General features: G+C 70.2%; 27 protein-coding genes. 13 read left to right on the top strand and 14 right to left on the bottom strand.

The features are described 5' to 3' along the window. Position 1 precedes the first annotated feature (1 nt). From IEY60_RS10730 to IEY60_RS10715, 4 genes are all read left to right on the top strand, one after another. Positions 2-1,222 carry a tobH protein gene (locus IEY60_RS10730; RefSeq protein WP_189026602.1) on the top strand — a complete coding sequence of 407 codons (1,221 nt, stop codon included), beginning with the start codon at positions 2-4 and terminating at the stop codon, positions 1,220-1,222. Beyond that, on the top strand, positions 1,222-2,442 hold the full coding sequence (manA, locus tag IEY60_RS10725; protein WP_189026600.1) for a mannose-6-phosphate isomerase, class I: 1,221 nt from the start codon (positions 1,222-1,224) through the stop codon (positions 2,440-2,442). Before IEY60_RS10730 ends, manA begins: the two co-directional genes overlap by 1 nt. 80 nt (positions 2,443-2,522) lie before the next feature. Further along, positions 2,523-3,443: a cation diffusion facilitator family transporter gene (locus tag IEY60_RS10720; protein ID WP_189026598.1), complete on the top strand. Its 921-nt coding sequence runs from the start codon at positions 2,523-2,525 to the stop codon at positions 3,441-3,443. 120 nt (positions 3,444-3,563) lie between these two features. After that, positions 3,564-4,502 (top strand): cation diffusion facilitator family transporter, encoded by a 939-nt coding sequence (locus tag IEY60_RS10715; RefSeq protein ID WP_189026595.1) that lies wholly within the window; start codon positions 3,564-3,566, stop codon positions 4,500-4,502. A gap of 1 nt (position 4,503) precedes the next feature. On the opposite strand, the gene IEY60_RS10710 is transcribed toward IEY60_RS10715, so the two are convergent. Both IEY60_RS10710 and IEY60_RS10705 read right to left on the bottom strand, forming a co-directional pair. Continuing rightward, a complete protein-coding gene (locus tag IEY60_RS10710; RefSeq protein WP_189026593.1) occupies positions 4,504-5,973 on the bottom strand; it encodes a phytoene desaturase family protein in 1,470 nt (489 codons plus the stop codon). Between the two features lie 132 nt (positions 5,974-6,105). Next, a complete protein-coding gene (locus IEY60_RS10705) occupies positions 6,106-6,681 on the bottom strand; it encodes a TetR/AcrR family transcriptional regulator (RefSeq protein ID WP_189026591.1) in 576 nt (191 codons plus the stop codon). A 112-nt stretch (positions 6,682-6,793) separates the two neighbouring features. Between IEY60_RS10705 and IEY60_RS10700 the strand changes: the two genes are divergently transcribed. Both IEY60_RS10700 and IEY60_RS10695 read left to right on the top strand, forming a co-directional pair. Next, positions 6,794-7,210 carry a DUF4267 domain-containing protein gene (locus IEY60_RS10700; RefSeq protein WP_189026588.1) on the top strand — a complete coding sequence of 139 codons (417 nt, stop codon included), beginning with the start codon at positions 6,794-6,796 and terminating at the stop codon, positions 7,208-7,210. 78 nt (positions 7,211-7,288) lie between these two features. Next, positions 7,289-7,507: a DUF4287 domain-containing protein gene (locus tag IEY60_RS10695; RefSeq protein WP_189026586.1), complete on the top strand. Its 219-nt coding sequence runs from the start codon at positions 7,289-7,291 to the stop codon at positions 7,505-7,507. 51 nt (positions 7,508-7,558) lie between these two features. Here the strand turns inward: IEY60_RS10695 and IEY60_RS10690 are convergent, their stop codons facing one another. Beyond that, positions 7,559-8,914, bottom strand: a complete 1,356-nt coding sequence (locus IEY60_RS10690) for a cation:dicarboxylate symporter family transporter (RefSeq protein ID WP_189026584.1) — start codon at positions 8,912-8,914, stop codon at positions 7,559-7,561. A gap of 79 nt (positions 8,915-8,993) precedes the next feature. Here IEY60_RS10690 and IEY60_RS10685 point away from each other — a divergent pair, with 79 nt between their 5' ends. Together IEY60_RS10685 and IEY60_RS10680 are read left to right on the top strand one after the other, a co-directional pair. After that, the gene (locus IEY60_RS10685; RefSeq protein ID WP_189026582.1) at positions 8,994-10,547 is read left to right on the top strand and encodes a sensor histidine kinase; all 1,554 of its coding nucleotides are present in this window, start codon (positions 8,994-8,996) and stop codon (positions 10,545-10,547) included. Then, positions 10,544-11,242, top strand: coding sequence for a response regulator (locus tag IEY60_RS10680; RefSeq protein ID WP_189026580.1), 699 nt, complete (start codon positions 10,544-10,546; stop codon positions 11,240-11,242). The genes IEY60_RS10685 and IEY60_RS10680 overlap by 4 nt, the downstream gene beginning before the upstream one ends. Positions 11,243-11,248: 6 nt before the next feature. On the opposite strand, the gene IEY60_RS10675 is transcribed toward IEY60_RS10680, so the two are convergent. The 3 genes from IEY60_RS10675 to IEY60_RS10665 all read right to left on the bottom strand — a co-directional run bounded on the left by IEY60_RS10675 (position 11,249) and on the right by IEY60_RS10665 (position 14,823). Beyond that, on the bottom strand, positions 11,249-12,577 hold the full coding sequence (locus IEY60_RS10675) for a cytochrome P450 (protein ID WP_189026578.1): 1,329 nt from the start codon (positions 12,575-12,577) through the stop codon (positions 11,249-11,251). Positions 12,578-12,690: 113 nt separating this feature from the next. Beyond that, entirely contained in the window at positions 12,691-13,404 is a 714-nt protein-coding gene (locus tag IEY60_RS10670) for a TIGR03089 family protein (RefSeq protein ID WP_189026576.1), read from the bottom strand. Positions 13,405-13,407: 3 nt separating this feature from the next. Continuing rightward, on the bottom strand, positions 13,408-14,823 hold the full coding sequence (locus tag IEY60_RS10665; RefSeq protein WP_189027504.1) for an LCP family protein: 1,416 nt from the start codon (positions 14,821-14,823) through the stop codon (positions 13,408-13,410). Positions 14,824-15,053: 230 nt separating this feature from the next. On the opposite strand from IEY60_RS10665, the gene rfbD reads away from it, so the two are divergent. From rfbD to manB, 3 genes are read left to right on the top strand one after another with little or no spacing between them, the layout of a single operon-like run. Beyond that, the gene (rfbD, locus tag IEY60_RS10660) at positions 15,054-15,905 is read left to right on the top strand and encodes a dTDP-4-dehydrorhamnose reductase (protein ID WP_189026573.1); all 852 of its coding nucleotides are present in this window, start codon (positions 15,054-15,056) and stop codon (positions 15,903-15,905) included. Positions 15,906-15,916: 11 nt separating this feature from the next. Then, positions 15,917-16,813, top strand: coding sequence for a glycosyltransferase family 2 protein (locus IEY60_RS10655; RefSeq protein WP_189026571.1), 897 nt, complete (start codon positions 15,917-15,919; stop codon positions 16,811-16,813). A gap of 35 nt (positions 16,814-16,848) precedes the next feature. Then, the gene (gene manB / locus IEY60_RS10650; protein WP_189026569.1) at positions 16,849-17,928 is read left to right on the top strand and encodes a mannose-1-phosphate guanylyltransferase; all 1,080 of its coding nucleotides are present in this window, start codon (positions 16,849-16,851) and stop codon (positions 17,926-17,928) included. 85 nt (positions 17,929-18,013) lie between these two features. Here the strand turns inward: manB and IEY60_RS10645 are convergent, their stop codons facing one another. The 3 genes from IEY60_RS10645 to IEY60_RS10635 form a co-directional block, all read right to left on the bottom strand. Continuing rightward, complete coding sequence (locus IEY60_RS10645) at positions 18,014-18,397, bottom strand: type II toxin-antitoxin system death-on-curing family toxin (protein ID WP_189026567.1); 384 nt, start codon at positions 18,395-18,397, stop codon at positions 18,014-18,016. Beyond that, the gene (locus IEY60_RS10640; RefSeq protein ID WP_189026565.1) at positions 18,397-18,609 is read right to left on the bottom strand and encodes a toxin-antitoxin system HicB family antitoxin; all 213 of its coding nucleotides are present in this window, start codon (positions 18,607-18,609) and stop codon (positions 18,397-18,399) included. Before IEY60_RS10640 ends, IEY60_RS10645 begins: the two co-directional genes overlap by 1 nt. 222 nt (positions 18,610-18,831) lie before the next feature. Continuing rightward, positions 18,832-20,409, bottom strand: coding sequence for a carboxylesterase/lipase family protein (locus IEY60_RS10635; protein WP_189026563.1), 1,578 nt, complete (start codon positions 20,407-20,409; stop codon positions 18,832-18,834). Between the two features lie 348 nt (positions 20,410-20,757). On the opposite strand from IEY60_RS10635, the gene IEY60_RS10630 reads away from it, so the two are divergent. Further along, a complete protein-coding gene (locus tag IEY60_RS10630) occupies positions 20,758-20,979 on the top strand; it encodes an FmdB family zinc ribbon protein (protein WP_189026561.1) in 222 nt (73 codons plus the stop codon). Positions 20,980-20,981: 2 nt separating this feature from the next. Here the strand turns inward: IEY60_RS10630 and IEY60_RS10625 are convergent, their stop codons facing one another. Continuing rightward, positions 20,982-21,566, bottom strand: a complete 585-nt coding sequence (locus tag IEY60_RS10625; RefSeq protein WP_189026559.1) for a TetR/AcrR family transcriptional regulator — start codon at positions 21,564-21,566, stop codon at positions 20,982-20,984. A gap of 75 nt (positions 21,567-21,641) precedes the next feature. On the opposite strand from IEY60_RS10625, the gene IEY60_RS10620 reads away from it, so the two are divergent. Continuing rightward, positions 21,642-21,983: a DoxX family protein gene (locus IEY60_RS10620; protein ID WP_189026557.1), complete on the top strand. Its 342-nt coding sequence runs from the start codon at positions 21,642-21,644 to the stop codon at positions 21,981-21,983. Positions 21,984-21,986: 3 nt separating this feature from the next. Here the strand turns inward: IEY60_RS10620 and IEY60_RS10615 are convergent, their stop codons facing one another. The 4 genes from IEY60_RS10615 to IEY60_RS10600 are packed head-to-tail and all read right to left on the bottom strand — an operon-like array spanning position 21,987 to position 25,623. Further along, on the bottom strand, positions 21,987-22,262 hold the full coding sequence (locus IEY60_RS10615) for an Rdx family protein (RefSeq protein WP_189026555.1): 276 nt from the start codon (positions 22,260-22,262) through the stop codon (positions 21,987-21,989). A 12-nt stretch (positions 22,263-22,274) separates the two neighbouring features. Beyond that, on the bottom strand, positions 22,275-22,673 hold the full coding sequence (locus tag IEY60_RS10610) for a YchJ family protein (protein WP_189026554.1): 399 nt from the start codon (positions 22,671-22,673) through the stop codon (positions 22,275-22,277). 35 nt (positions 22,674-22,708) lie between these two features. After that, on the bottom strand, positions 22,709-23,146 hold the full coding sequence (locus tag IEY60_RS10605; protein WP_229739700.1) for a hypothetical protein: 438 nt from the start codon (positions 23,144-23,146) through the stop codon (positions 22,709-22,711). After that, positions 23,143-25,623 (bottom strand): AAA family ATPase, encoded by a 2,481-nt coding sequence (locus IEY60_RS10600; RefSeq protein ID WP_189026552.1) that lies wholly within the window; start codon positions 25,621-25,623, stop codon positions 23,143-23,145. Before IEY60_RS10600 ends, IEY60_RS10605 begins: the two co-directional genes overlap by 4 nt. Between the last annotated feature and the right edge of the window lie 122 nt (positions 25,624-25,745).

Here is a 25,745-nt window from a genome sequence, read left to right as displayed (position 1 = left end):
GATGATCGCTGGAACACCGGTATTCGACCTCGACGATGCCGCGTCGCTGGAGGCAGCCGACACCGGCGGCGCCTTACGTTCGGCGGCTTCGGGTGGCGCTCAGGTGCGGGCGACGGCCGCGGCGGTCGCCGAAACCTCGCTCACCGAACGTCTGTCCGAGTTGCGTCCGCGCAGTCTGGTCCTCGTCTCCGGTTCGGGCCGGGCGGCCCGCGCCGCCGGGCTGCTGGTCGCCACCCTCGGTGACCGGGCCGGGCTGCCGATCGTGCCCGTCACCTCGCTGCCGCCGTGGGTCGGCCCGCTGGACGTGGTGCTGGTCGCCGGCGACGACGCGGGCGATCCGCGGCTGATCGACGCCGTCGACCGGGCGCTGCGCCGCAGCGCCGAAGTGGTGATCGCGGCGCCGAACGAGGGTCCGCTGCGCGCGGTAGCGGCAGGCCGCGCGATCGTCCTCGAACCGCGCGTGCCCGTCCTCGACCACAATCGGCTGCTGCGCTTCCTGGCCGTCGGCATCGCGGTGCTGCGCGGCATCGACGCCCAGCGCAGCGTGCCGGCCACGCCCGATCTGACGGCGCTGGCCGACGTGCTCGACGCCGAGGCGCTGCGCGACGGCCCGCACAACGAGGTTTTCCACAATCCCGCCAAGACGCTCGCCGCGCGCATGCTCGGCGTCGGCGTCGTCCTGGCCGGCGACTCACCGGCCGCGGCCGAACTGGCCGGGCACGGCGCCGAGGTGCTGTTGCAGTCGGCGGGCAGGCTGGCCGCGGCCGCCGACCTGGCCGACACCATCGCCGCCGTCGGCCGGCTGACCGAGGCCGCGGGCGGCTCCGCACCGGGTTTCGATCCGCTGTTCCACGACGAGGAACTCGACGGACCCGCCCCGGTCGACCGGGTGCGGGTGCTCGCGCTGAGTGTGCATCCCGATCAGGCCGCCGTCCGGCGCAAGCTTGCGGTGTTCGACGGCGCGGGCGGTGGGCTCGTCGACGCCGATCTGGTGCACGCCGATGTCGACGTGCTGCAGGACCAGCTCGCCGGGCCGGGGGCCACGCCGAGCACCGACAGCGCCGCTGCCGCGTCCGCCGCAGGGGGCGGGCACGGCAGCGAGATCGAGCAACTGGCGGTGCTCGCGCTGCGGCTGGACATGGCCGCCGCTTATCTCCGACTGACGGGCGCGCGCGGTGCGACCGCGCCCCCGGATCGCTACCACGACGGGGGACACTACTAGTGCAGGAACTCGTTGGTGCGCTGCGTTCCTACGCATGGGGCTCGCGCACCGCGCTCGCTCGGCTGTGCGGTCGGCCGGTGCCGTCGGCCCATCCCGAGGCCGAACTCTGGTTCGGCGCGCATCCCGCCGACCCCGCGCACGTGAAGGCCGCCGAGGGCACCCGCTCGCTGCTCGAGGTGGTCGCCGCCGACCCGGCGCGTGAGCTGGGCGCGGTGGCCGACACCTTCGGTACCCGGCTGCCGTTCCTGCTCAAGATCCTGGCCGCCGAGGAACCGCTGTCGCTGCAGGCGCATCCCAGCTCGGCGCAGGCGCGGGCGGGCTTCGAGCGGGAGAACCGCACCGGGGTGCCGCTGGACTCCCCCATGCGCAACTACCGCGACGACAGCCACAAGCCGGAACTCGTTGTCGCGCTGGATCGATTCGAGGCGCTGGCCGGTTTCCGCGACCCGCACCGCACCGTGGACCTGCTGCGCGCGCTCGACGTGCCCGGCCTCAACATCTACGCCGAACTGCTTGCCGCCCAGCCTGATTCGGCCGGGCTGCGGACGCTGTTCACCACCTGGATCACGCTGCCGCCCGCCGCGCTGTCGACCCTGCTGCCCGCGGTGCTCGAAGGCTGTGTGCGGTACCTGTCCGGCAAGGGCACGCGCGAGTTCACCCCCGAGGTGCGCACCGCACTGGAACTGGCCGAGGCCTACCCCGGTGACGCGGGCGTGCTCGCGGCGCTGCTGCTGAACCGGTTGACGCTGGAACCCGGCCAGGCCCTGTATCTCGACGCGGGCAACCTGCACGCCTACCTGCGTGGGGTCGGCGTGGAGATCATGGCCAACTCCGACAACGTGTTGCGTGGCGGTCTCACCCCGAAGCACGTCGACGTGCCGGAACTGTTGCGGGTGCTCGACTTCGAGCCGATCGAACTGCCGGTGATCGAGCCCGCGCTCGGCGAGGACGGCAGCGTGCGATACCGCACGCCCGCACCGGAGTTCGCGCTGTGCCGGTTCGACCTGTCCGCCGAGGCCGAGCCGGTCGCGCTCGCCGATGCCGGGCCAGGCATCGTGCTGTGCACCGAGGGAACCGTCGAGCTGTCCCAGAACGGGCGCGTGCTCACCGTCGCCCGCGGCGGTGCGGCGTGGATCTCCGCGGCCGACACCGACATCAAGGCACGCGCGATCGGCGGGCCCGCGCAGCTTTTCAGCGCCTGCGTCGGCACCGGGAACTGACGCCGACGCGCACTTTTCGCCACGACACCCTTAGGCTGTTGCGGGCACGAGCGTGTAGAGCGAAGCAGAAGGGCGGGCAGATGTCGGCTGGTGGTGGCAAGAAGGCGATCCTCGCCGCGTTGACGGCCAATGCGGGTATCGCGGTGGCGAAGTTCATCGGCGCGGCGATCACGGGATCGGCATCGATGCTGGCCGAGGCGGTGCACTCGGTCGCCGACACGTCGAACCAGGGCCTGCTGCTGTACGGACAGCGCGCCGCGGCCAAGGACGCCGACGAGTTGCACCAGTTCGGATACGGGCGCAATCGCTACTTCTACTCGTTCGTCGTCGCGCTGGTGTTGTTCACCCTCGGCTCGGTGTACGCGATCTACGAGGGCATCCACAAGATCCAGCATCCCGAGGAGCTGAGTCAGCCGATCGTCGCGATCGTCATCCTCGGCATCGCGATCGGCCTGGAGACCTTCAGCTTCATCACCGCGGTGCGGGAATCCAGGCCGCTCAAGGGCAATGCCAGCTGGTGGCGGTTCATCCGCAACTCGCGCAGCCCCGAGTTGCCGGTGGTGCTGCTCGAGGACACCGGCGCGCTCATCGGTCTGGTCCTCGCGTTCGGCGCGGTCGGGCTGACCATGATCACCGACGACCCGATCTACGACGGCATCGGCACCCTGGCCATCGGTATCCTGCTCGGCGTCATCGCGATCGTGCTGATCGTGGAAATGAAGAGTCTGCTGATCGGTGAGGGCGCCACGCCGGAGCAGGATCGCGCGGTCCGCGAGAACCTGGTCGACGGCGCCAAGATCACCTCGGTGATCCACCTCAAGACTGAGTACCTCGGCCCGGACGAGATGCTGGTCGCCGCCAAGGTGGCGATCGCGCCGAACCTCGACATCGCCGAGATCGCCGAGGCGATCGACGCGGCCGAGGTGCGGGTGCGCGCCGCGGTGCCCACCGCCCGGCTGATCTACCTCGAGCCCGATCTGTACCGGACCCAGTCCGTCTGATCTCTCTGCCCTGACCGATCGCCGTCGTCCCGTCCGGGGCGGCGGCGATCGGCGTACGTGGGCCGACACGGTCGGCGAGCGGGGCGGCCGGGGCAGGGGCGGCGGGTACCGTTCGGTGGCATGGCCGCCGAAGGTGGAGACAGCAAGGTCGCGATCCTGGCCGCGCTCGCCGCGAACGCGGGCATCATGATCGCGAAGTTCATCGGCGCGTTCATCACGGGCTCGTCGTCGATGCTGGCCGAGGCCGTGCACTCGGTGGCCGACACCGGCAACGAGGCGCTGCTGCTGGTCGGGCGCAACCGGGCCGAGCAGGACCCCGACACGCTGCATCCGTTCGGGTATTCGCGCAACCGGTACTTCTATTCGTTCGTCGTGGCGCTGGTGCTGTTCACCATGGGCTGCCTGTTCGCGGTGAACGAGGCGATCCACAAGATCCGGTTCCCCCACGAGATCGAGTCACCCGCCGTCGCGATCGTGATCCTGCTGGTGTCGATGGCGCTCGAGGGCGGTAGCTTCCGCACCGCGCGCAAGCAGTCGGCGCCGTTGAAGGGCAAGCACTCCTGGTGGCATTTCATCCGCAACACCCGCAATCCCGAACTGCCGGTGGTGCTCCTCGAGGACATGGGCGCGCTGGTCGGCCTGCTGTTCGCCCTCGGTGGCGTGAGTCTGTCGGTGCTCACCGGCAACGGCGTGTGGGACGGCGTCGGCACCCTGCTCATCGGCCTGCTGCTCGGGGTGAACGCGGTCGTGCTGATCATCGAGACCAAGAGCCTGCTCATCGGCGAGGGCGCGACGGCCAAGGAGGACATCGCGATTCGCGCCGCCCTGCTCGCCGACCCGCGCATCGTGCACGTCATCCGGATCCAGACCCAGTACCTCGGCCCGGAGGACCTGCTGGTCAACGCGAAGATCGCGATGCGGCCCGGCCTCGACATCAGCCAGGTCGGCGAAGCCATCGACGCCGCCGACACCCGCATCCGCGCCGCCGCCTCGAACGCCTGCACCGTCTATCTGGAACCGGACGTCGTCAAGCCCGAATCAGTGCGCGCGGCACCGTGATTCAGTGGTAGGCGGGCGCCGCGCCGCGTAGGAGATCCAGCGGCTCGGTGACGATGCCGAAGCGGGTGCGCAGCATGTGCCGGGTGGCGTGCAGGCCGGGCATGCCGTGGACGCCGGGGCCGGGTGGGGTCGAGGACGAGCAGAGGTAGGTGCCGGGGATCGGCGTGGAGTACGGGTTCCAGCGGGCCAGTGGCCGGAAGGCGGTCTGGCGCAGGGTCATCGCGCCCGCGGAGATGTCGCCGCCGATGTAGTTGGCGTTGTGCGCGGGCATGAAGGCCGCCGGTGTCACATGTTTCGCCAGAATCAGGTCGCGGAAGCCGGGGGCGAAGCGCTCGACCTGGGCGATCACCGCCTCACTGATATCGCGGTCGGAACCGTTGGGGACGTGGGCGTAGGTGTAGAAGGTGTGCTTGCCCTCCGGTGCCCTGGTGGTGTCGACGACGCCGGGCTGGATCGCGAGGACATACGGTCGCTCGGCGAATTCGCCCGCGGCGATCCGGCGTTCGGCGTGCATCGCCTCCGCGCGGGTGCCGATCAGGTGCAGGGTGCCGGCCAGGTCGCAGCCCTCGGCGGTCCACGGCACCGGGCCCGACAGCGCGAAGTCGACCTTGCAGGCCGCGCCGCCGTAGCGGAATCGGCCGAGGCTGTTGCGGTATCGCGTGGGCAGGCGGTCACCGGCGACGCGCAGGAGTTCGGCGGGCGAGGTGTCGAACAGGACCGCGCGTGCGGTCGCCAGCTCGGCGAAGTCGTCGACGCGATGTCCGGTGACGATCTCGCCGCCGAGCCGTTCCAGCTCGGCGATCATGGCGTTCGGGATCGCCTGGCTGCCACCGCGCGGAATCACCCAGCCGCCCGCGTGCGCCAGAGTACCGAGCAGCAGTGCCGCACCGACCGCGGGCAACGCGCGCGGCTGAGTGATGGCGTGGGTGGCGACACCGGTGAGCAGCGCGGGCGCGACCTCGTCGTGAAAGCGGTTGTTCCACAAGGGTGATCCCTGTTCCAGCAGGCGCAGGCCGAAGCGGACGGCGGTCGGTATCCGGGTCGGTGGGTGCCGTAGGTCCGACATGGCGAGGTCGACGACATCGGGCCAGTGCTGGACCAGCGGGCCGAACAGCTCGCGCCAGGCCGGGCCGTCACGACCGAGGTCGGCGACGGTGGATTCGAGATTGCGCCAGGCCAATCCGGCGATGCCGCCGTCGAGGGGATGCGCGTACGAGATCGTCGGAGTGAGCAGGTCGACACCGTGCGCGGCCAGATCGAACGCGCGGAAGAAGGGCGACGCCAAGGCCATCGGATGCGCGCCCGCGCACACGTCGTGGTGGAATCCCGGCAGGGTGAGTTCGGCCGTCCGCGACCCGCCGCCCGGCCGATCCTGGGACTCGAGCACCCGCACCGACAATCCGGCACGCGCCGCGATCACCGCCGCGGCCAAGCCGTTCGGCCCCGAACCGACTACTACGACTTCCGCCATCCGTCGTCCCTTCGCCCTCGGCCGCCGTGGGCGACCTGCGTCGTTGTCTCCAACCTACGCGGCGCGCGGACCTCCGCCGACGAGTCGTCCGTCACCGCGACGGGCCGCGCGGACGAGCACGGGCGGATGCGGTCAGGCGAACGCCGCCCAACTCTCGACCAGCAGGGCGATCCGCCGCTCGCGCAACTCCGGGCGCAACCTGTCACTGCGTTCCAGCGTCGCGATGCCGTGCAGGGAGGCCCAGGCCACCTCGGTGCGCGCGCCGAGTTCGTCACCCTCGGCGCCCGAGCTGAACATCGCCTCGAGGCCGGCGAAGGCGTCGCGCAGCGGCTGGGGCGCGTCCAGGCCGAAGGTGAGATCGGTGGTGAGCACGAATATCGCGTCGTAGCGGGCCGGGTTGGCGGCGGCGAAGTCGAGGTAGGCGCGGGCGACGTTGTCGAACATCTCGGTTCGGGTCGTGGCGGCCTCGCGCGCGCGACGCAGTTCCTCGGCCAGCTCGACGCAGCCTTGCAGGGCGACGGCGCCGAGGATGGCCGCCTTGTTCGCGAAGTGGCTGTAGAGCACCGGCTGGCTGTACTCGATGCGCTCGGCCAGTTTGCGGATGGTGACGGCGTCCCAGCCCTCCGCTTCGGCCAGTTCCCGCGCGGTGTCGATGATCTGCTGATGTCGTTGGGCGCGTTCGCGTTCCTTGCGCAGTTGGGTACTCATGCCCGAAATTCTAGCAACGCTAGACAAGATAGCAATGCCCGCGCTATCGTTCTCCACAACACCTAGCGCCGCTAGATTTCAGAGCAACGTAATACAGATCCAGGAGCACATCATGACCGTCCCGCGTATCGCCACCGCCCTCTCCCTGCTCGGCGCGGCGCTCATCCTCTACGTCGGCATCAGCTACCTGATCGCCCCCGAGGCCACGGCGCCCGGCTTCGGCCTGCCCGCCTGGCCCTCCGGCGACGCGGTGGCCTTCCTCAATCTCAAGGGCGTGCGCGACGCGGTGAGCGGCCTGGTGATCCTCGCCCTGCTCGCCACCAAGCAGCGCTTCGCGCTCGGCGTCACCCTGCTGGTCACCGCACTGGTTCCGGTCGGCGACATGATCACGGTGCTGAGCTGGAACGGATCCACCGCCGCCGCGTTCGGTGTCCACGGCTTCACCGCGGTGGTCGTCGCGCTCACCGGCATCCTGTTGATCCGCGAACGCCGAACCGCCTCCGACCAGCGCGTCGCCGTCGCCGCGTGACCCCGCTCACGCCGCGATGAATTCCGCTCGGCCCCACCGTCATCACCCATAACGAGCATCCACCGAGGAGGAACCACCATGGCGAACGCACCGCACGGCCCCGCGTCCTACTTCCCCACCATCGAGGCCAAGTACGGCCGCACCGTGGACGAGTGGCTGACCCTCCTCGCCGCGACCGAACAGACCAAGCACGCCGCCCTGGTCACCTGGCTCAAGACCGAACACGGCATGGGCCACGGCCACGCCACCGCCCTGGTGCAGTACCACCTGAACCCGGAGAAGTGGGCGCGCGCCTGATCCCGCGCACATCGAAAGGCCCCGCAGACGCTGCGGGGCCTTTCGCGTACGTCACTGCACCGGCACGGGCTTCTTCGACTCGAGCGCCGGGGCGTCGACCGGGTGGTCGTCGACCATCGTCTCCTCGTCGAAAGGCAATTCGCGATCGAGGACGCGACGGGTGCGGTCGGCGTCGACGGTCTTGGTCCAGGTGCCGATGAGCAGGGTGGCCACCGCATTGCCCGAGAAGTTGGTCAGCGCACGGGCTTCGGACATGAACCGGTCGATGCCGACGATCAGGCCGACCCCGTCGAGCAGTTCGGGACGGTGGCTCTGCAGGCCACCGGCCAGCGTGGCCAGGCCCGCGCCGGTGACACCCGCCGCGCCCTTGGACGCGATGATCATGAACAGCAGCAGGCCGATCTGCTCGCCCAGGCTCAGCGGCTTACCCATCGCGTCGGCGATGAAGATCGACGCCATGGTCAGGTAGATCGCGGTGCCGTCGAGGTTGAACGAATACCCGGTCGGCACAACGACACCCACGGTCGTGCGCTCGACACCGGCGTGTTCCATCTTCGCGACCAGTCGCGGCAGCGCCGACTCCGAGGACGAGGTCGCCACGATCAACAGGTATTCCCGCGCCAGGTACCGGCACAGCTTCAGGATCGACACCCCCGAGACCACCCGCAGCACGACGCCGAGCACACCGAAGACGAAGACCAGGCAGGTCAGGTAGAACGCGATCATCAGCGTCGCCAGCTGCACCACCGCCGACCAGCCGGTCCGGCCGACGACATTGGCGATCGCGCCGAACGCGCCGATCGGGGCCAGCCACAGGATCATCGACAGGATCCGGAACACCAGCTTCTGGCCGAGCGCGACGGCCCGCAGGATCGGCGTGCCCGCCTCGCCCATCGCCTGCACGGCGAACCCGACCAGCAGCGCGACGAACAGCGCCTGCAGGACACTGCCCGCGGTCAGCGAGGACACCAGGGTCGTCGGCACGATGTTCTGGATGAAGTCCCACGTGCCGCCGGCGCCGTGCGCCTGCTCGGCGTACTTGGCGCCCGCCCCCGCACTGCCCGCGCCGAGTCCGGTCCCCGGTTCGATCAGGTTGCCGACGACGAGACCGATGCCGAGCGCGACCGTCGACATCGCCAGGAAGTAGGCGATGGCCAGGCCACCGACCTTGCCGACGGTGGCGGCCGCGCGCACCGATCCGATGCCGAGCACGATCGTGCAGAAGATGACGGGTGCGATCATCATCTTGATCAGGTTCACGAACAGGGTGCCCAGCGGCGCCAGCGACTGACCGAATTCCGGCGCCAGCCGGCCGACCAGGATGCCCGCAAGAACCGCGAAGATCACCGCGATGTACAGCCAATGGGTATGGTCGCGTTTCCGCGATGGTGCGGTGGTTGTGCTCATGGCGCCCAAGCATGCGCAACCGCTGTGATACCCATCACATTTGGTGCATAACGTTCAAGACGAGGTCGGAGGGTCAGGGATGCGACGAGTGCGGCTGTCGCTCGCCGGGCAGGCCTTCGTCTGGCAGCTGGTGGTGCTGGCGCTGATGATCGGCACCGGGGCCATCCTGGCCGTCTTCGACGCCCGTCACGACCACGATGTGGCCACCGAACTGCAGGTCCGCGACGTGGCGGTCTCCGTGGCGCGCGCGCCGTCGACGCTGGCAGCGGTGAACTCCCCCTACCCCAGCGGGCTGCTGCAACCGACCACCGAGCGCATCCGCGCCGACACCGGCATGGACTTCATCGTCGTGATGGCTCCGGACCGCACCCGCTACACCCACACCAATCCCGCGCTGATCGGCAAGCCGTTCACCGGCAGCATCGACGCCGCGCTGGCCGGGCAGACCTTCACCGAGACTTTCACCGGCACGCTCGGACCGTCGATCCGCGCGGTCACCCCGGTCTACGACAGCGGCCGGGTGGTCGCGCTGGTCTCGGCGGGGGTCACCCGCGCCAGGATCGGCACCCAGGTCGCGTCGCAGGTGCCGGTGATCCTGAGTGTCTCGGCGGCGGGCCTTGCGCTGGCCGCGCTGTCGTCGTTCCTGATCAGCCGCAGGCTGCGCCGCCAGACCCACGGCCTTGCGCCCGACGAGCTGCGCGCGCTCTACGAACACCACGACGCGGTGCTGCATTCCGTGCACGAGGGCCTGGTGGTGTTCGGGGCGAGCCCGGGACCCGCCGAGGTGGTCAACGATCAGGCGCGCACGCTGCTCGACCTGCCCGACGGGCCGGTGCATCGCAGCGACCTGCCGACCTCGCTGCGGCAGATGCGCTGGGGCGTCGTGCGCGACGAGACGCACGTGACCACCGATCGGGTGCTGCTGGTCAACCAGGACGTGGTCAGCTGGGAGGGCCGCCCGATCGGCACCGTGCTCACCATCCGCGACCAGACCGAACTGCGCGCGGTCCTCGGCGAACTCGACTCGGTGCGCGGTTTCGCCGAGTCGCTGCGCGCGCAGGCGCACGAGGCGGCGAACCGGCTGCACACCGTCGTCACGATGGTCGAGCTGGGCCGTCCGGACGAGGCCGTCGCCTTCGCCACCGCGGAACTGCAACTCTCGCAGGTCCTCATCGACCGGCTGCTGTCGGCCGTCGGTGACGCGGCGCTGGCCGCGCTGCTGCTGGGCAAGGTCGATCAGGCGGCCGAACGCGGGGTGAGCCTGTCCATCAGCGAGGACACCGCGCTGGACTCCACCGACCCGCTGTCGGCACACGAGGCCGTCACGCTGGTCGGCAATCTGGTCGACAACGCGATCGATGCCGCCGCGGGCACCGTCGACAAGCGGGTGGAGGTGTCGGTGTGCCACCGCGACGGCGAACTGCTGGTGCGGGTCGCCGACAGCGGGCCTGGCATGTCGGCACAGATGTTCGTGCGCGCCGCCGAACGCGGCTACACCACCAAATCCGACCACGCCGGACTCGGCTTGGCACTCGTGCACCGCCTCGTCGATCGGCACGGCGGCGCCATCACCACCACGGCCGCACCACACAGCGCGGTCATCGTTCGCATTCCGCTGAGGGAGAAACAATGATCCGCGTCCTGATCGTCGAGGACGAACCGCTGATCGCCCAGGCACACCGGGCCTATCTCGAGCGGCTCGACGGATTCGTCACCGGCGGCGTCGCGCACACCGGTCGCGACGCGCTCGGCCTGGCCGCCGAGGCGATCGCCGACGGCCGGCCGTTCCATCTGGTGTTGATGGACATCGGCCTTCCCGACATCAGCGGACTCGAGGTCGCCGCGGCGCTCAACAGCCTCGAACCGCGGCCCGACGTCATCGCTATCACCTCCGCCCGCGAGCTGAACATGGTGCGCAGCGCCGTCGCCCACGGCGTGGTGCTCTACCTGCTCAAGCCCTTCACCTTCGCCGCGTTCCGCGAAAAGCTGGAGCGCTACCGCGATTTCGACACCGCACTGCCCGCGGGCGAGGCGGCCCTGTCGCAGTACGACATCGACCGCGCCCTCGGTGCGCTACGCACCGCCGACCAGCGCGCCGGCGCACCGAAAGGCGTGGTGCAGCACACCCTCGAGGAGGTGTCGCGCGCCGTGCGCTCGGCCGAAGCAGGCATCACCGCGACCGACGCGGCGGCCGCCGTCGGCGTCTCCCGCATCACCGCCTGGCGCTACCTGGAAAAACTCGCCGACGACGGACTGGCCGAGCGCCGAGCCGATTACGGCCGCGCGGGCCGCCCCAAAACCCGCTACCGCTGGCGCGCGGGCGCGTAGCCGGGGTCAGGATGTGAGGGCGGCGCCTGTCAACCCGTCGGGGGACGGGGTGCGGGCGACCGGGCCCAGGTCGACCGGCATGTGCTCGAAACCGTGCAGGGTGAACAGGTTTCGGCGGGTCGGCGCCTCGCGCAGGCGCAGGTCGGGGTAGCGGGTGTAAAGGGCGCGCAGGGCGTGGACGGCTTCCATGCGGGCCAGGCTCGCGCCGAGGCAGGCGTGGATGCCGCTGCTGAAGGCCACGTGTTCGCGCAGGTTCGGGCGGTCGATGTCGAAGCGGTGCGGGTCGGAGAAGACCGCGGGGTCGCGGTTGGCGCCTGCCAGCGACAGGATGACGGTGCCGCCCTCGCGGACCGTGACGCCGTCGATCTCGACATCCTCGAGCGCCTGACGCGCGGTGGTCTGCACCGGCGGATCGAAGCGCAGGGTCTCCTCCACCACATCGGACCAGCGGTCGGGATCGGCCTGGGCGATCGCGAGCTGATCCGGATTGGCCGACAGCGCCGCGATCGCATTGCCGATCAGGTTGACCGTCGTCTCGAAACCCGCGCCCATCAGCAGGCTCGAACCGGCCTGCAGCTCGCGCAGATCGAGATCACCCGAGCTCACCAGGGTCGACAGGATGTCCTCGCCGGGTTCGCGGCGCAGTTTCGCGATGTGCGCGGCCAGGTACTCGTCCATCGACTCGATCGCGACCATCGCGCCACGGTAGGACCGCCACGAGGTGCCGATGTCGAGCAGCGGCGTCACCTGGTCACCCCAGCGCAGGAACAGTTCCCGGTCGGACGCGGGGAAGCCGAGCATCTCGGCGATGATGGCGATCGGCACCCTGGCCGCGAAATCGGTGATCAGGTCGACCGACCCGTGCGCGGGCATCGCGTCCAGCAGTTCGGCGGTGACCACCTCCACCCGATCACGCAGCCGGGCGATGGCGCGCGGGGTGAACGCCGAGGACACCGGCTTGCGCATCCTGGTGTGCTCGGGCGGATCGAGGACCAGCATCGACGGCGGCTCGACCGGATTGGGCGGCACCGTCACCCGCTCGGCGAGCTTGCGCCACGGTCCGGGCAGCTCGCCGCCGAGCGCCTGCCGCACACCGAATCGGCTGTCGCGCAGGATGGCCCGCACCTGCGGGTGGTCGAACGCGGCGTAGGACAGCGGCGTCCGGAGCAGTCCGCCTGGCTCGCGGAGTTCGTCGATCAGGGGGTAGGGGTCGTGCAGGCCGCGCTGTCCGCTGAGCAGGATGGCGAACGGGTCACCCCGCCGGACCTGCCAGCGCAGGATCGCCCGCGGCGCTCCGTGCTCGGCCGACCACCGCAACCAGTACTGCGCAATCATCGCCACCCCTGCCGCTCTGCCGAAGGTTTCCTCCACGGTACGAAATTTCCGGACCGTGCGGAACGTGTTCCAGTCGGAGATCGACCTATACCTGGGTAGGAGACCCGCGGGGGTCAGCGGCGAACCGTCACCCGCTCGGTGGCGGCCCGATGCTCGACGGCGGCCGGATCGGGATTGACGACCTGCACCAGCGAGGCACCGGCGAACAAGACCGCGATGTACCCGTCGATCAGTTCCTGAACGGTCTCCCACGGCGAGCTCGACAGCACCCGGTCACCTGCGGAGATGTCCTGCAGCGCGGCAGACTTTCGCGCCTCCGCGAGCACCTCGCCGACCGAGAGCCCGTCGAGCGCGGCCCGGAATCCCCCGGGCAGGAACTGGTCGCCGTGCACGCGCACCGCGGTCGCGAAATCGGTCACGCCGACCGGCAGGTCACGCACGGGCGTGCCCATGGCGTCCAGCGACAGCACCGCCACCTCGCCGACACCGTCGGCGTCGTCGAGCCGGTCGGGGGTGACCAGCGCGAGGTCGGCGTCGGGATCGGGAGTGAGCACCACTTCCGTGCCCGCCCACCAGCAGCCGAGCAGCACCGCGGCGGTCTGCCAGTGCGCGGGCAGCAGCACCGCGACCCTGGCGCCGGGGCTGAGCGCGAACTCGTCACGGATCAGGTTGGCCGTCTTGGCGGCCCAGTTGGCCAGCGTCAGGCCGGACAGTTCGATGCGGGCGCCGGTGGAGTCGTCGTACCAGGTGACACGGGGACCGGCGGGGTCGCGTTCGAGAATCGGGTCGAGGAGGGCGTCGGTGAGGGTCGAGTTCGGCTCAACCATGGGTCAGTTCACGCATTTCGGTCCGTTCTGGCCTGCATCGATAGGCGGGGCTGGCGGTACTGGCGTCGCGGTCGCCGAGGATGTTCCGTCGAAATCGAACATGCCTGCCGCGGCCGAGCCCGGACCAGAATAGTCGCTCGCCAGCACCACGCTCACGGTATCCGCCGACAGTGACGGATCCGCGACCACGGTGAGACCGCCGAGTGCCTCGGCCACCGCAGCGGCCTTCGGGTTCTCGGCGTCGGCGGCGAGCACCCGGCTCGAACTGACGCTGCCACCTGTGTAATTGCCCACCAGACCTTCGCGGAAACCCTTGCCTGTCAACGCCGTCGACACCTTGGCGGCGAGCCCGGCGGTGCCGCCCGCGTTGAACACGCTCACCGACACCGTCGACGGGTCGACCTCGGGCTTGTCGTCGGCCCGCTTCTCCTCGCCGACGAGCCCGGCGACGTAATCCTGCACCGCCTTCGGCTCGACCCGGACGACCGATTCGCCCGCCGAGGTCATGCTGTTGAGGTCGGCGACCGGGATGGTCTCGAATTCCACCTTGCCGCCGGACAAGTCCTTGAGCTGCTGCAGGAAGGCCAGCACGTCCCAGTCCTCGTCGAGCACGACGGTCCGGCCGACCGCCTCGCTGATCTCGCCGAGCTTGCCCGGATTCGCCAGGACCTTGGCGTTGAGCAGCTGCCCGACCAGCTGGGCCATGAACACCTGCTGACGCACGATCCGGTCGATGTCACCACGCGGCAACCCGTGACGCTGACGCACGAAGCTCAGTGCCTGCCCGCCGTCGAGACGCTGCGGCCCGGCCGGGAAGTCGGCGCCCGACATCCATTCGTCGACCGCGTTGTTCAGGCACACCTCCACACCGCCGACGGCATCGGTGAGCAGCACGAAGCCCAGCAGACTCACCTCGGCGTAGTGGTCGACGGTGATGCCGGTGAGCGAGGCCACCGACTTGATCAGCGCCTGCCTGCCCGCCTTCGTCGAATCCCGTTCGGCGTCGGCGTCGGAACCGCCCTTGGCCAGCAGCTTCGCGCGTTCGGTCTCCTTGGTGGCGCCGTAGGCGGAGTTGATCTTGCCTTTGCCCTGGCCGGGAATGTCGACGTAGGAGTCGCGCGGGATCGAGATCGCGGTGGCCGAGCGGCCGTCGTTGGGGACACGGACCAGCACGATGGTGTCGGTGTTGGTGCCCACCTCGTCGCCTGCGTGCAGCATCGCGCGCTCGGCGGAGGTCAGCGGGTTGCCGTGGGCGTCGGTGCGGCTGTCGACGCCGACGAGCAGGATGTCGACCGCGCCGTCGCGGCCGCCGCCGAGGCCGAGCCCGCCGATGCGGTCGATATTGGCGATGAGATTGTCGACGCTGCGCCACGCGAAGCCGGTGAGGGCAAGTACCAGGACCGCCGCGATCGCCACCATCACCTGCGCCGGGCCGACCGCACCGGTCTGCGTGGCGACCGTGGGTGGTCGTGTCGACTCTCGCACTCGTGCATCCTCTCGACGAACTCCGCGCCCGGCTCCGAATCCCCCCGGCAACCCCGCCATCTCGTACACCTGGGCTCGTCCGCCGCAACCGGCCATCACAGGCTAACCAACAGTTACCACAGTCGCGCCGAACCGCAGGTGTCACGGCGTGCCAGACTGGCCGCGTGCACACCGATTTCCCCGCCCCCGCTCGCCTGATCGTAACCGGAGCGCGCGGGCTACTGGGGCGAGAGATCCTGCGGCTCGCCCCCGATGCCGCGGGCTACGGCCGGGCCGAACTCGACATCACCGACCGCGCCGCCGTCGACGCGGTCATCACCCCGGGCGCGGTGCTGATCAACTGCGCGGCCTACACCGCCGTCGACGACGCCGAGTCCGACCGCGACGCCGCCTTCGCCGCCAATGCCACCGGACCCGCCGTCTTGGCCGCCGCCTGCGCCGCGGCGGGCGCCCGGCTGATCCACGTGTCCACCGACTATGTCTTCCCCGGCACCGCCGACACTCCTTACGAACCCGGCGACCCCACCGGTCCCGCGACGGTCTACGGCCAGTCGAAGCTGGCGGGTGAGCAGGCCGTGCTCGAGCTCGGCGCCCAGGTCGTGCGCACCGCCTGGGTGTACTCCGGTGTCGAGGGGGATTTCGTCGCGACGATGCGCAGGCTGGAAGCCGAACGCGACACCGTCACCGTCGTCGACGACCAGGTCGGCTCCCCCACCAGCGCCGCCGACCTGGCCGCCGCGCTGCTCGAGCTGAGCACCCGCCCCGACGCACCCCGGGTGTTGCACGCCACCAATTCCGGCACCGCCACCTGGTTCGACCTGGCCGTTGCCGTTTTCACCGAGCTCGGCGCCGATCCGGCCCGGGTGCTGCCGTGTGATTCCAGCGCCTTCCCCAGACCCGCACCGCGCCCGCCCTATTCGGTGCTGTCCCCCGCGGCGTGGAACGCGGCGGGCCTCGCCCCGCTGCGGCCTTGGCGTTCCGCACTAGCCGACGCACTACAGCGCGTGTCCGACTAGGCTGCGCAGTCGTGAACGCAGCCGATTCCGCGGCCCCTGCGGGCCTTGCCGTCGTCACGGTGACTTATTCACCGGGCGAGCACCTCGAGCACTTCATCACCACTCTGGCCGATGCCACCAGCGAGAAGCCGCAGGTGATCCTGGCCGACAACGGCTCGACCGACGGCGTGCCCGAGCTCGTCGCCGAGGCCAATTCGCACGTGCGACTGCTGCGGACCGGCGGCAACATCGGCTACGGCGGCGCCATCAACCGGGCCGTCGCCGAGATCGACCCGTCGATCGAATTCGTGATCCTGGCCAACCCGGACATCCGCTGGGGCGTCGACTCCATCGACAAGATGCTCGAGGCCGCCGAGCGCTGGCCGCGCGCCGGCGCGTTCGGGCCGATGGTCCGTGAGCCCGACGGCAGCGTCTACCCGTCCGCGCGCCGCGTCCCCGGCCTCGCCGACGGTGCCGGCCACGCGATCCTCGGCACGATCTGGCCGAAGAACCCCTGGTCGGTGCGCTACCGCCAGGAGAACGAGGAGATCTCCGAGCGGGTGGTCGGCTGGCTGTCGGGCTCGTGCCTGCTGGTGCGCCGGGCCGCGTTCGACACCATCGACGGCTTCGACTCGCGCTACTTCATGTACATGGAGGACGTCGACTTCGGCGACCGCATGGGCAAGGCCGGCTGGCACAACGTGTTCGTCCCCGACGCCGAGGTCACCCACGCGAAGGGCCACGCCGCGGGCAAGCATCCCGAGCTGATGCTGCCCGCCCACCACGCCAGCGCCTACCGCTTCCAGGCCGACCGGCATCCACACTGGTGGCAGGCGCCGTTGCGGGGCGCGCTGCGCGCCGGACTTGCGGTTCGCTCCCGGATTGCGGTTCGATCGGCGCTGCGCGAGAAAGCGCGAACCGGCGCCTGAGCAGGTACCGGTCCACTGTGAACAGGGGAAACTCGATGGCAGGCAACTCAGGCACCGACGCGGTCATCCTCGTCGGCGGACAGGGCACGCGGCTGCGTCCGCTCACCCTCTCGGCGCCCAAGCCGATGCTGCCGACGGCCGGGCTGCCGTTCCTGACCCACCTGCTGGCCCGCATCGCCGAGGCCGGGATCACCCACGTGGTGCTGGGCACCTCGTTCAAGGCCGAGGTGTTCGAAGAGCACTTCGGTGACGGTTCCGAGCTGGGGCTCGAGCTCGAGTACGTCACCGAGACCGAACCGCTGGGCACCGGCGGCGGTATCCGCAACGTGCTGCCCAAGCTGCGCGCGGACAACGTGATGGTGTTCAACGGCGACGTCCTCGGCGGCACCGACCTGGGCGCGATCCTCGACACCCACGAGTCGACCAACGCCGACGTCACCCTGCACCTGGTCCGGGTCAGCGACCCGCGCGCCTTCGGTTGCGTGCCGACCGACGCCGACGGCCGGGTCACCGCGTTCCTGGAGAAGACCCAGGATCCGCCGACCGACCAGATCAACGCGGGCTGCTACGTGTTCCGCCGCGAGTACATCGAGAAGATCCCGACCGGTCGTCCGGTCTCGGTCGAGCGCGAGGTCTTCCCCGCGCTGCTGGCCGAGGGCGCCCGGGTGCAGGGCCATGTCGACGCCTCCTACTGGCGTGACATGGGTACCCCGGAGGACTTCGTGCGCGGCTCGGCCGACCTGGTCCGCGGCATCGCCCCCTCGCCCGCCCTGCCGGGTCAGCGTGGCGAGTCGCTGGTCCATCCCGGTGCCGGTGTCGCGCCGGGCGCGCTGCTCATCGGCGGCACCGTGGTCGGGCGTGGCGCCGAGATCGGCGCGGGCGCGCGCCTGGACGGTGCGGTCATCTTCGACGGCGCGGTCGTCGAGGCGGGCGCGACCGTGGAACGCTCCATCGTCGGCTTCGGCGCCCGGATCGGTCCGCGCGCGCTGGTGCGTGACGGCGTGATCGGTGACGGCGCCAATATCGGCGCGCGCTGCGAATTGCTGCGCGGCGCTCGGGTGTGGCCCGGCGTGGAGATTCCCGACGGCGGTATCCGCTTCTCCACCGACGTCTGAGCTGCTCGACGCGGGGCCGCTACCGGACACCCGGTAGCGGCCCCGCGTCGTTTCCGCTGGCAAAACCGCCTGCTCGGAGGGGCGATCAGGCAGTCGACGACGCAGGCGCGACATGCGGACGGACCGCGAACTGGGTCGCAATCCAGGCGACCTCGGTGCGTTCCGTCGCGACGGCGTCGATCAGCGCGACCACGGCGGTGGGCTCGATGCCCGGGACAATTCCATAGCATCCGAGGAGCAGACGAACGGCAACCCACGCCGTCATCTTGTTGCCCTCGGTGAATGCTTGATCACGGATGACCGATTGGAAGACCGCCGCGGCCTTCAGCTCCGGTGTCGGGTAGGCCTCGCGACCCAGCACGATCTGGTCTGCCCTCGTCGCGGCCGCGGCGACCAAGCCCAGATCACGAATCGCACCGGCCCCCTCGGTGACTCGCTGGTTGCATTTGATCAGCGCTTCTGGACGCACTACTCGATTCCCCGGATCAGCGCGAGCAGATCCGCATCCTCGTTCATGACGCGATCCAGAATGGCATCCTCTTTGCGGCTGAGCGCACGCAAGGCGACCCAGTCCCGGAGGGCATCGCAAATCACACTGTTGAGCGACATGTGCGCCGCGTCGGCTTCAGCCGCGGCGGCGGTATGCAGGTCGTCGGGTAGCCGCAGATTCAGATTCGACATAGCACCAATTTAGCACCATCCGCCCGCTCAGCCGCGTGCCTCGACCCTCGGTGGCCGACAGGCCCTCCGCTTCCTGGCCTGCCTCGTCGACCACCCCGGATCGCGCAGGCGGCCACAGCCGTCGCGGGTGCGGCGGCCTCGGTACACGGACCGCTCGGCGCCCTCGCGCAGTGGCTGGGCGCGCTCGGTGCGCCGATCCCGGGTCTGCTCGGCTAGGCCCGATCAGCTGAAGCCGACGGCCTGGTCGCCCCATGCCGTGTGCAGGTCGGCGTCGGGGTTGTCGACGACGCGGTCGATGGTGTCGATCAGCAAGGTGGTGCGCGCGGCGGGCCGGTAGTGCGGCCAATGCTTGGAGCCGTCCAGTGCCGCGGGCACGCCGTGTTCGGCGAAGGCGAGCCAGCGGCGCTGCATGCGGCCCGACACCGCGACCGAGGCCTTGCGACCACCCAGCCAGAACGTCGGATCGTGGTTCAGCGTGCCGAAGTTGCCGAAGACATAAGGCAATTCGGTGGCGTGCCCGGCGCCGACGCGCGCCGCCTTCAACATCGGGGTGGCGTAGTCGAAGCGGTACATCCAGGTCGGTGAGTGCTGGGCGTGCCCCTCGGCGACCCAGGCTGCGGGCATCCGGAAGGCCGCGTCGGTGGACATGGCCAGCGCCCCGCGGGTTTTCGTGAGATCGGGGTAGGCGGAGGTGATCTCGGCGATCCGCTCGGGCGACATCTCCGGATGCGAGGCCGCGACATCGTTGAGCATCGCGTTCACCGCGTCGGGAGTCACCGGCATGATCGGTGACCGCAGCACGCGAAACAGCGAGGCCTCGTCGCGATTGGTGCCGATCAGCAGCGGCACTCGATGCGAACGGCCCTGCTGGAAGCGGTCGATCGGATAGCCGGGCAGCAGATCACCGTCGACGACCGGCGCCGCCGCGAGCCTGCCCGGTTCCTTGATCGGCACCTCGTCCAGCAGCACCGCGCCGACCTCGACGAGCTGCTCGATCGGCAGCTCGAGCAGCCGATCGGTCTCGCCGGGACCGAGTTCGAGCAGTTCCAGATAGCGCTGGGCGACGACAGCCGCGCGTTCCTGCCCGAAAACGGTGGTGGCGGGCGGGCTCTGGGCGATCGCCTTGTGGAACAGCCCGGCCGCGGCGGGCGAGGTGAGCAGGGCGGTGACGCAGCCGGCGCCCGAGGACTCACCGAACACCGTGACATTGCCCGGATCACCACCGAACGCGGCGATATTGTCGCGCACCCAGGCCAGCGCGGCCAGCTGATCGTGCAGGCCCAGGTTCGGGGTGAACGGCGCACCGAACGAGGACAGGTCAAGGAAGCCGAGTACCCCGATCCGGTAGTTCACCGAGACCACGACCACGTCGCCCGCTTCGGCCAGTTTGCGTCCGTCGTAGATGGTCTGGGCGGCCGTGCCGAGGCAGTACGCGCCGCCGTGCAGCCACACCATCACCGGCCGCGGTTCGTCCTCGCTCGGCTCCGGTCGCGGCGACCAGACATTGACCCACAGACAGTCCTCGCCCATGGCCAGATCGGAGTCGACCGGGACCATCGAGCCCATGGCCTGCGGCGCGATGTCACCGAAGACGACGCAGTCGCGCACGCCGTCCCAGCGCTCCGGGGGCCGCGGCAGGGAGAAGCGGGCCGGTCCGGCAGGCGCCGCGGCATACGGCACGCTGCGCCACACGGCGATCGGCCCGTCCCAGGTCCCGCTGACGATTCCGTACTCGGTCCGCGCCAGCGGTTCGGCCTCGCGCATCCCCACTTCGGGGTGGAGATCGGACTGAATGCTCATCGCACACCTCCTTGCCGGCGCGAACCCACGGGTGCCTGTGTATTTGCTCCCGCAGGCCGCAGCACCTGGTGACTCACTACGAGAGTACGTCCGCCCGCCCCGAACGGCCTCGCAACGCACGATTCCCGCAGGTAACAGTTACTTCGCGGACACACGCGAATCTCCCCCTCCAGCGCACCGCGAACCGGTCACACTGTGATTTCAGGCACGGACGCGACCCAGAGCATCGATTCCACACGGTCGCCATCCCGCGCCGAGACCCCACCCGGATGACACCCCATCGAGATAGCCGAAAGTATGCCGACATCGGCGGCCTACAACCTCGGCCCGACTGCATACACTGTGCCGATGCCGAACTACAGCTTCCGGTGTCGCTCCTGCGGCGACACGTTCGAGGTGAACCGGCCGATGGCGCAGGCTTCGGATCCGGCCGCTTGCCCCGCGGGGCACGACGACACGGTCAAACTGCTGACCACCTTCGGAACCGTCGGCCGCGGCGCCGCGCCCGCGCCCGTCGCCGCGCCCCGGCCGGCCGGTGGCGGTTGCTGCGGCGGGGGCGGCTGCTGCTGAGGTCAGTTGCCTTGGCCCGCAAGGGTATCGGCGATGCGCCGTAGCGCGTCGGCGATCCGGTCACCGGACAGTGCCAGATCCTCGTCGAGCAGGGATTGGACGAGCAGGCCGGTGAACATCGCGTGCATCAGTGCGCCCGCGTCGACACCGATATCGTCGACGCCGAGGCCGAGCACCGAGGCCACCGCGGGTCTGGTGCGACGGAAACCGTCGATGAGCCGCTCGGCGACGACCGGGTCGTGCTGCGCGCGGCCGAGCGCCACGACATAGGCACGGGCCAGTCCCTCGTGTTCGCCACGCGAGGCGTCGGCCGCGTCGACAGCGCGCCGGAAACGGTCGGCCGGATCGGCGCCCGCGCGCACGACGCTCGCCCGCGCGGCTATCTCGTCCAGCCAGCGATCGAGGCCCGCGACAACGGCCGCGGTCACCAGTGCGTCCTTCGAGCCGAAGTGATAGCCGATGGACGCCAGGTTCGCGCCCGATTCGGCGGCGACCGCGCGGGCGGAGACCTGATCGACCGGCATCCGCGCCAGACAACGCAGCGCGCCCTCGAGCAAGGCGGTGCGGTTACTCGGTTGCGGGCTCATGCTTCGACCCTAGAACGAATCTATACAAACGTATAGAATCGAGGAGACCTATCCGCTCGTGGAAGAAGACGCGCCATGACCGTCGCGCGTATCGTGGTCGCCTTGCTGCTGGCCGCCCTGCTCGTCTACTCGGCCCGTGCGAAATTGTCGGGGAAGCCCGAGGTCGTGGCGGCCTACGCCAGGGTCGGGGTCGAACGGCGAAGACTTCCGCTGCTCGCGGCCGTGCTGTTCGCGGCGGCGGGTGGTCTGGTGGCCGGATTGTGGTGGACGCCGCTGGGTCTGGCCGCTGCACTCGGCCTGGTGGTCTACTTCGTCCTCGCGCTGATCGCGCATGCCATCCACCGCGATCTCGGCCATGCCGGACCGCCCGCGGTCATTCTGGGACTGTCGGTCGCAGGAGCCGTCCTGTTCGCCTGAGGTTCAGTCGCGCCGATCGACGTGGCCGAGGTCGCGATCCGGGGCGATGCGGTCGCGGACGCGCTGCTTGAGGACGGCGATATCGGGAAAACCGCCGTCGGCCTTGCGTTCCCACAGCTGCTCGCCGTCGAGGGTGATCCGGAAGATGCCGCCCTGGCCGGGCACCAGGGCCACCTCGCCGAGGTCGGTGGCGAAGGTGGTCAGCAGTTCCTGTGCCATCCAGCTCGCGCGCAGCAGCCAGCGGCATTGGGTGCAGTATTCGATCGCGATCCTGGGCACGAGGTCAGTGTGTCAGGCCTGGAAGGTGCCGTCGAGATACACCCACGCGCCGTCGACCCGCACGAAAGTGCTCAGCTCGTGCATCGCGTCGCGCACGCCGTCCAGTTTGTAGTGGGCGATGAACTCGACGGTGCCGTTGTCGTCGAACGGGCCGCCACGCTGGGTGCCGACGATCTCCAGGAACAGCCACCGCTGGTCGGGGTCGAGTTCCAGACTGTCGGGGCGGGTGTTCGGGTGCCACGACCGCAGCAGGTAGTCGGTGTCGCCGACGACGTAGGCGGTATAGCGCGAGCGCATCAGGGTCTCGGCGGTCGGCGCGGGTCGCGTGCCTGCCAGGATCGGCCCGCAGCAGCTGTCGAACGGTTCGCCGCGGCGGCACGGACACGATTTCGCTTCACCCATGCCGGTCATCCTGCCGGGTCGCGGCGTCCGTCGGCCACGCGGGCTCAGCCGAAGGGCTGGTGCGCCAGTGGGACCAGTTCGAGCGACCTGGCGAGGTCGGCGGTCTGATCACGCCAGCGCCGCAGATCGGTGACGCTGGGCGCCATCTCGTAGTCGAGGTGGTGGGCCGCCCGGGACAGCGCGGCCCACAGCGCGCCGACCTGTCCCGCGGTCTCCGGCCCCGCGTAGACGCGCAGCGCGAGCAGCTGCGCGCGCATCGGACAGCGCATGAGTTCCGGGGCGATCTGCGCCCACAGTTCGTCGACCGCTTGCTCGAGCGCGAGCCGCAGAATCCACGCGACCGCCCGCGACCACACGCCACCGGCATCCGATACGGCGCCGGACAGGAGATGTTCGGCCGCCTCCAGCCGTTCGGCCACCGAGGGGCGCGGGGTGTACTTCGCGCGTCGCGGCCGGTGCCTGCGGTTCACCGGCGGATTCACGAGCGGACCGCGGCGGGCTCGTGGGCGCGTAACCAGACGATGAATCGTTCGGTGTCGCTGATCAATTCGCGCATCGGCCGGTCGATCGGCACGTGCGCGCCCGCGGTGGCGTCGCGCAGGACGCCGACCAGCCAGCGGCCGCCGACCGCGCTCAGGTGCTTGTTGAGGTCGTCGACGCGGGCGCCGGGACCCATGATCGCGAGGGTGATCATGGCGCGGGTGGTGTGGGCGTTGCGCACGCGCCGTTCCACCTCGGCGTGGTCGAGGCCGGTGGCGAGCAGTTCGTGACGGGCCTTCGCCAGCCCGGCCGCTTCGATCGCTGACCGGCAGCACGTGGCGACCAGTTCGTCGGCGATCGCGGGTGGCAGCTGGGGTGTGCGCAGCAGGGAGCGGGCGTCGTCGAGGTAGCGGCGGACCGGGTCGCCGGTCACCCTGACCTCGACGATGGAGCGTTCGCGGCGCTGGACCTCGAGCACCGTGGCATCGAGCTGCATGCGGCGCACGGCCTCGGCGAGGCGCTCGTCGTGGGTGAACACCACCACCTGCCGGGTGATCGCCACCTCGGCGAGCACCCTGGCCAGCCCGTCGACCTTCGCCGGGTCCATCGCCTGCACCGGATCGTCGATCATGACGAAGCGGAAGGGGCTGTGCGCCATCGTCGCTCGCGGCAGGAACAGCGACAGTCCGAGCGCGTGCAACTCACCCTGGCTCATCACCCCGAGCGCCGCGCCGTCGACCTCGTCGACGGTGACATCGAGCAGCACCCGCCGCGCCGTCCCCGCACTGCCCTGCAGCCGGATCGCGCCGAGCTCCACATTGCTCTGCTGCCGCAGCGTGCTCCACACCCACCTGGCGGTGCTCTCCAACGGCCGCATCCGCTCGCCGCGGATCGTCGCCGTCGCTGATTTGAGCCAGTCGGCCGCCTTCTTCACCACGCGCAGCTCGGCCGCGTCGGCGGACACGGCGCGAGCGGGGTCGAGCCAGGCGAGAATTCTCGGCACCAAGGGCGACCACACCGAGTCGAGCCGTTCCAGCTCGGTGCGCGTATCGCGGTGCAGGGCTGCGAGTTCGGCGGACAGGTCCGCGTGCGTAGCACGGAAGCCTGCGGCGAACCCGTCGTCGAAATCGGCCTCACCGAGCTCAGCCCACAGCGACCAGAGACGCCGAACCGCCGCAAGCCGCGCGCCGAGAAGCGAAGCTCCGGCAGCCGGAGTCCGGCCCGCCGAGACGGAGGCATCCACCTGTACAGCCATCGAGTTCGCGCCCAGTTCGGCCGGCACACGCGAGGTGAGCGAGCGAGCGGCCGTCAACGCGGCGTCGAACTCGGCGCGAGCGGAACGCAGCGCAGCTAAATGGGCACTGCGCTGGGTGATTTCGGCGTCGGCTGCGGTGAGCCAGGCGGCATCGAGGTCGCCGCGGCCGCAGACCGGGCACGGGCAGGTTTCGCTCGCGGTGACGTGTTCGCGTGCGCGGGTGAGCAATTCGAGGACACGGAGGTCGGACTCGGCGTCGGTGGTCGCGTGCCGGGACAGGTCGGCGGCCGCATCGGCGAGGCGGTCCACCGTCGCCGCGACCTGTGCCGCGTCGGGCAGGGCCAGGCGCAGGATCGCGCGCAGTCCGTCGGGGCCGTCGACGCCGAGCACCGAACCTGCCACCGCGGCCGCCACCGCGTCGAGGTCGGGTTCGGGGGCACGCAGCAGGTCGGCGACACCGCGGGCGCGGTCGTCGTCGACTTCGGCGAGTTCGGCCAGCAGGTCGGTTCTGGATTGACGTGAATCCCGCACGGCGCGTTCGAGTTCCAGTTTGCGCAGGCGGATGTGTTCGGCGGCCGCGGCGAGCTCGTCGAGGCCCAGCAGCCGGTGCAGCGCGTCGAACAGGTCGCTCGGTTTGCCGTCGACCAGTGCGCCGAGCTCGCTGTAGGACAGGAACGGCCGGTACAGGTCGAGGCGTTGGCGCCTGCTGCGTGGATCGACCGGGACGGGGCGGGCCGATCCACGCTGTTCCGTCCAGTGCGCCTCGCCCAGCTCGCTGCCGGGCGCCCAGTGGGTGGCGACCGTGAGCTCGGTGTTCGCCCCCGCGGTGAGCAGTTCGACCTCGATCCGGGCGAGATCGGGTTCGTGCAGGTTGCGCCACCCTTCCCGCCACGCGGTCGACCGGCCGTCCCAGCGCCGATTGCCACCGGTCAGCGCGAATTCGGCGGCCTCGGCGAAGCTGGACTTGCCGCTGCCGTTGCGGCCGACCACCAGGGTGAGTCCAGGTCCCGGGTTCAGTCCCAGCGTGGCCGTCGGCCCGATGCCACGGAAACCGTGCACGGTGATGGAGCGCAGGAAGACGCCGGTATCACCGGACTCCGGTGCGGCCCGGTCGTCGTCGGCCTCGGACAGGGCGGCCAGCACGCACTCGGCGACCCGCGCTTCCACAGCGGGGTCGGCCGCGAGCTCGCGCGCGACCACCTCGGCGATCCGATCCGAGCACATGTGCGACATCCCCCTTCGCGCCCGCGCGCAACGCGGCGGCCGATGTGCCAGGCCGACGAGATCCTCCTCGGCAAACGCTACCTGATCGCGGAGCGTTCGCCCAGGGGATGCGCAGTGCCCCA

Source organism: Nocardia rhizosphaerihabitans (assembly GCF_014646295.1).
In the GTDB taxonomy this organism is placed as follows: Bacteria; Actinomycetota; Actinomycetes; order Mycobacteriales; family Mycobacteriaceae; genus Nocardia; species Nocardia rhizosphaerihabitans.
Note: the sequence above shows the minus strand (reverse complement) of the source record. Positions and strands in the feature narration are given on the sequence as shown.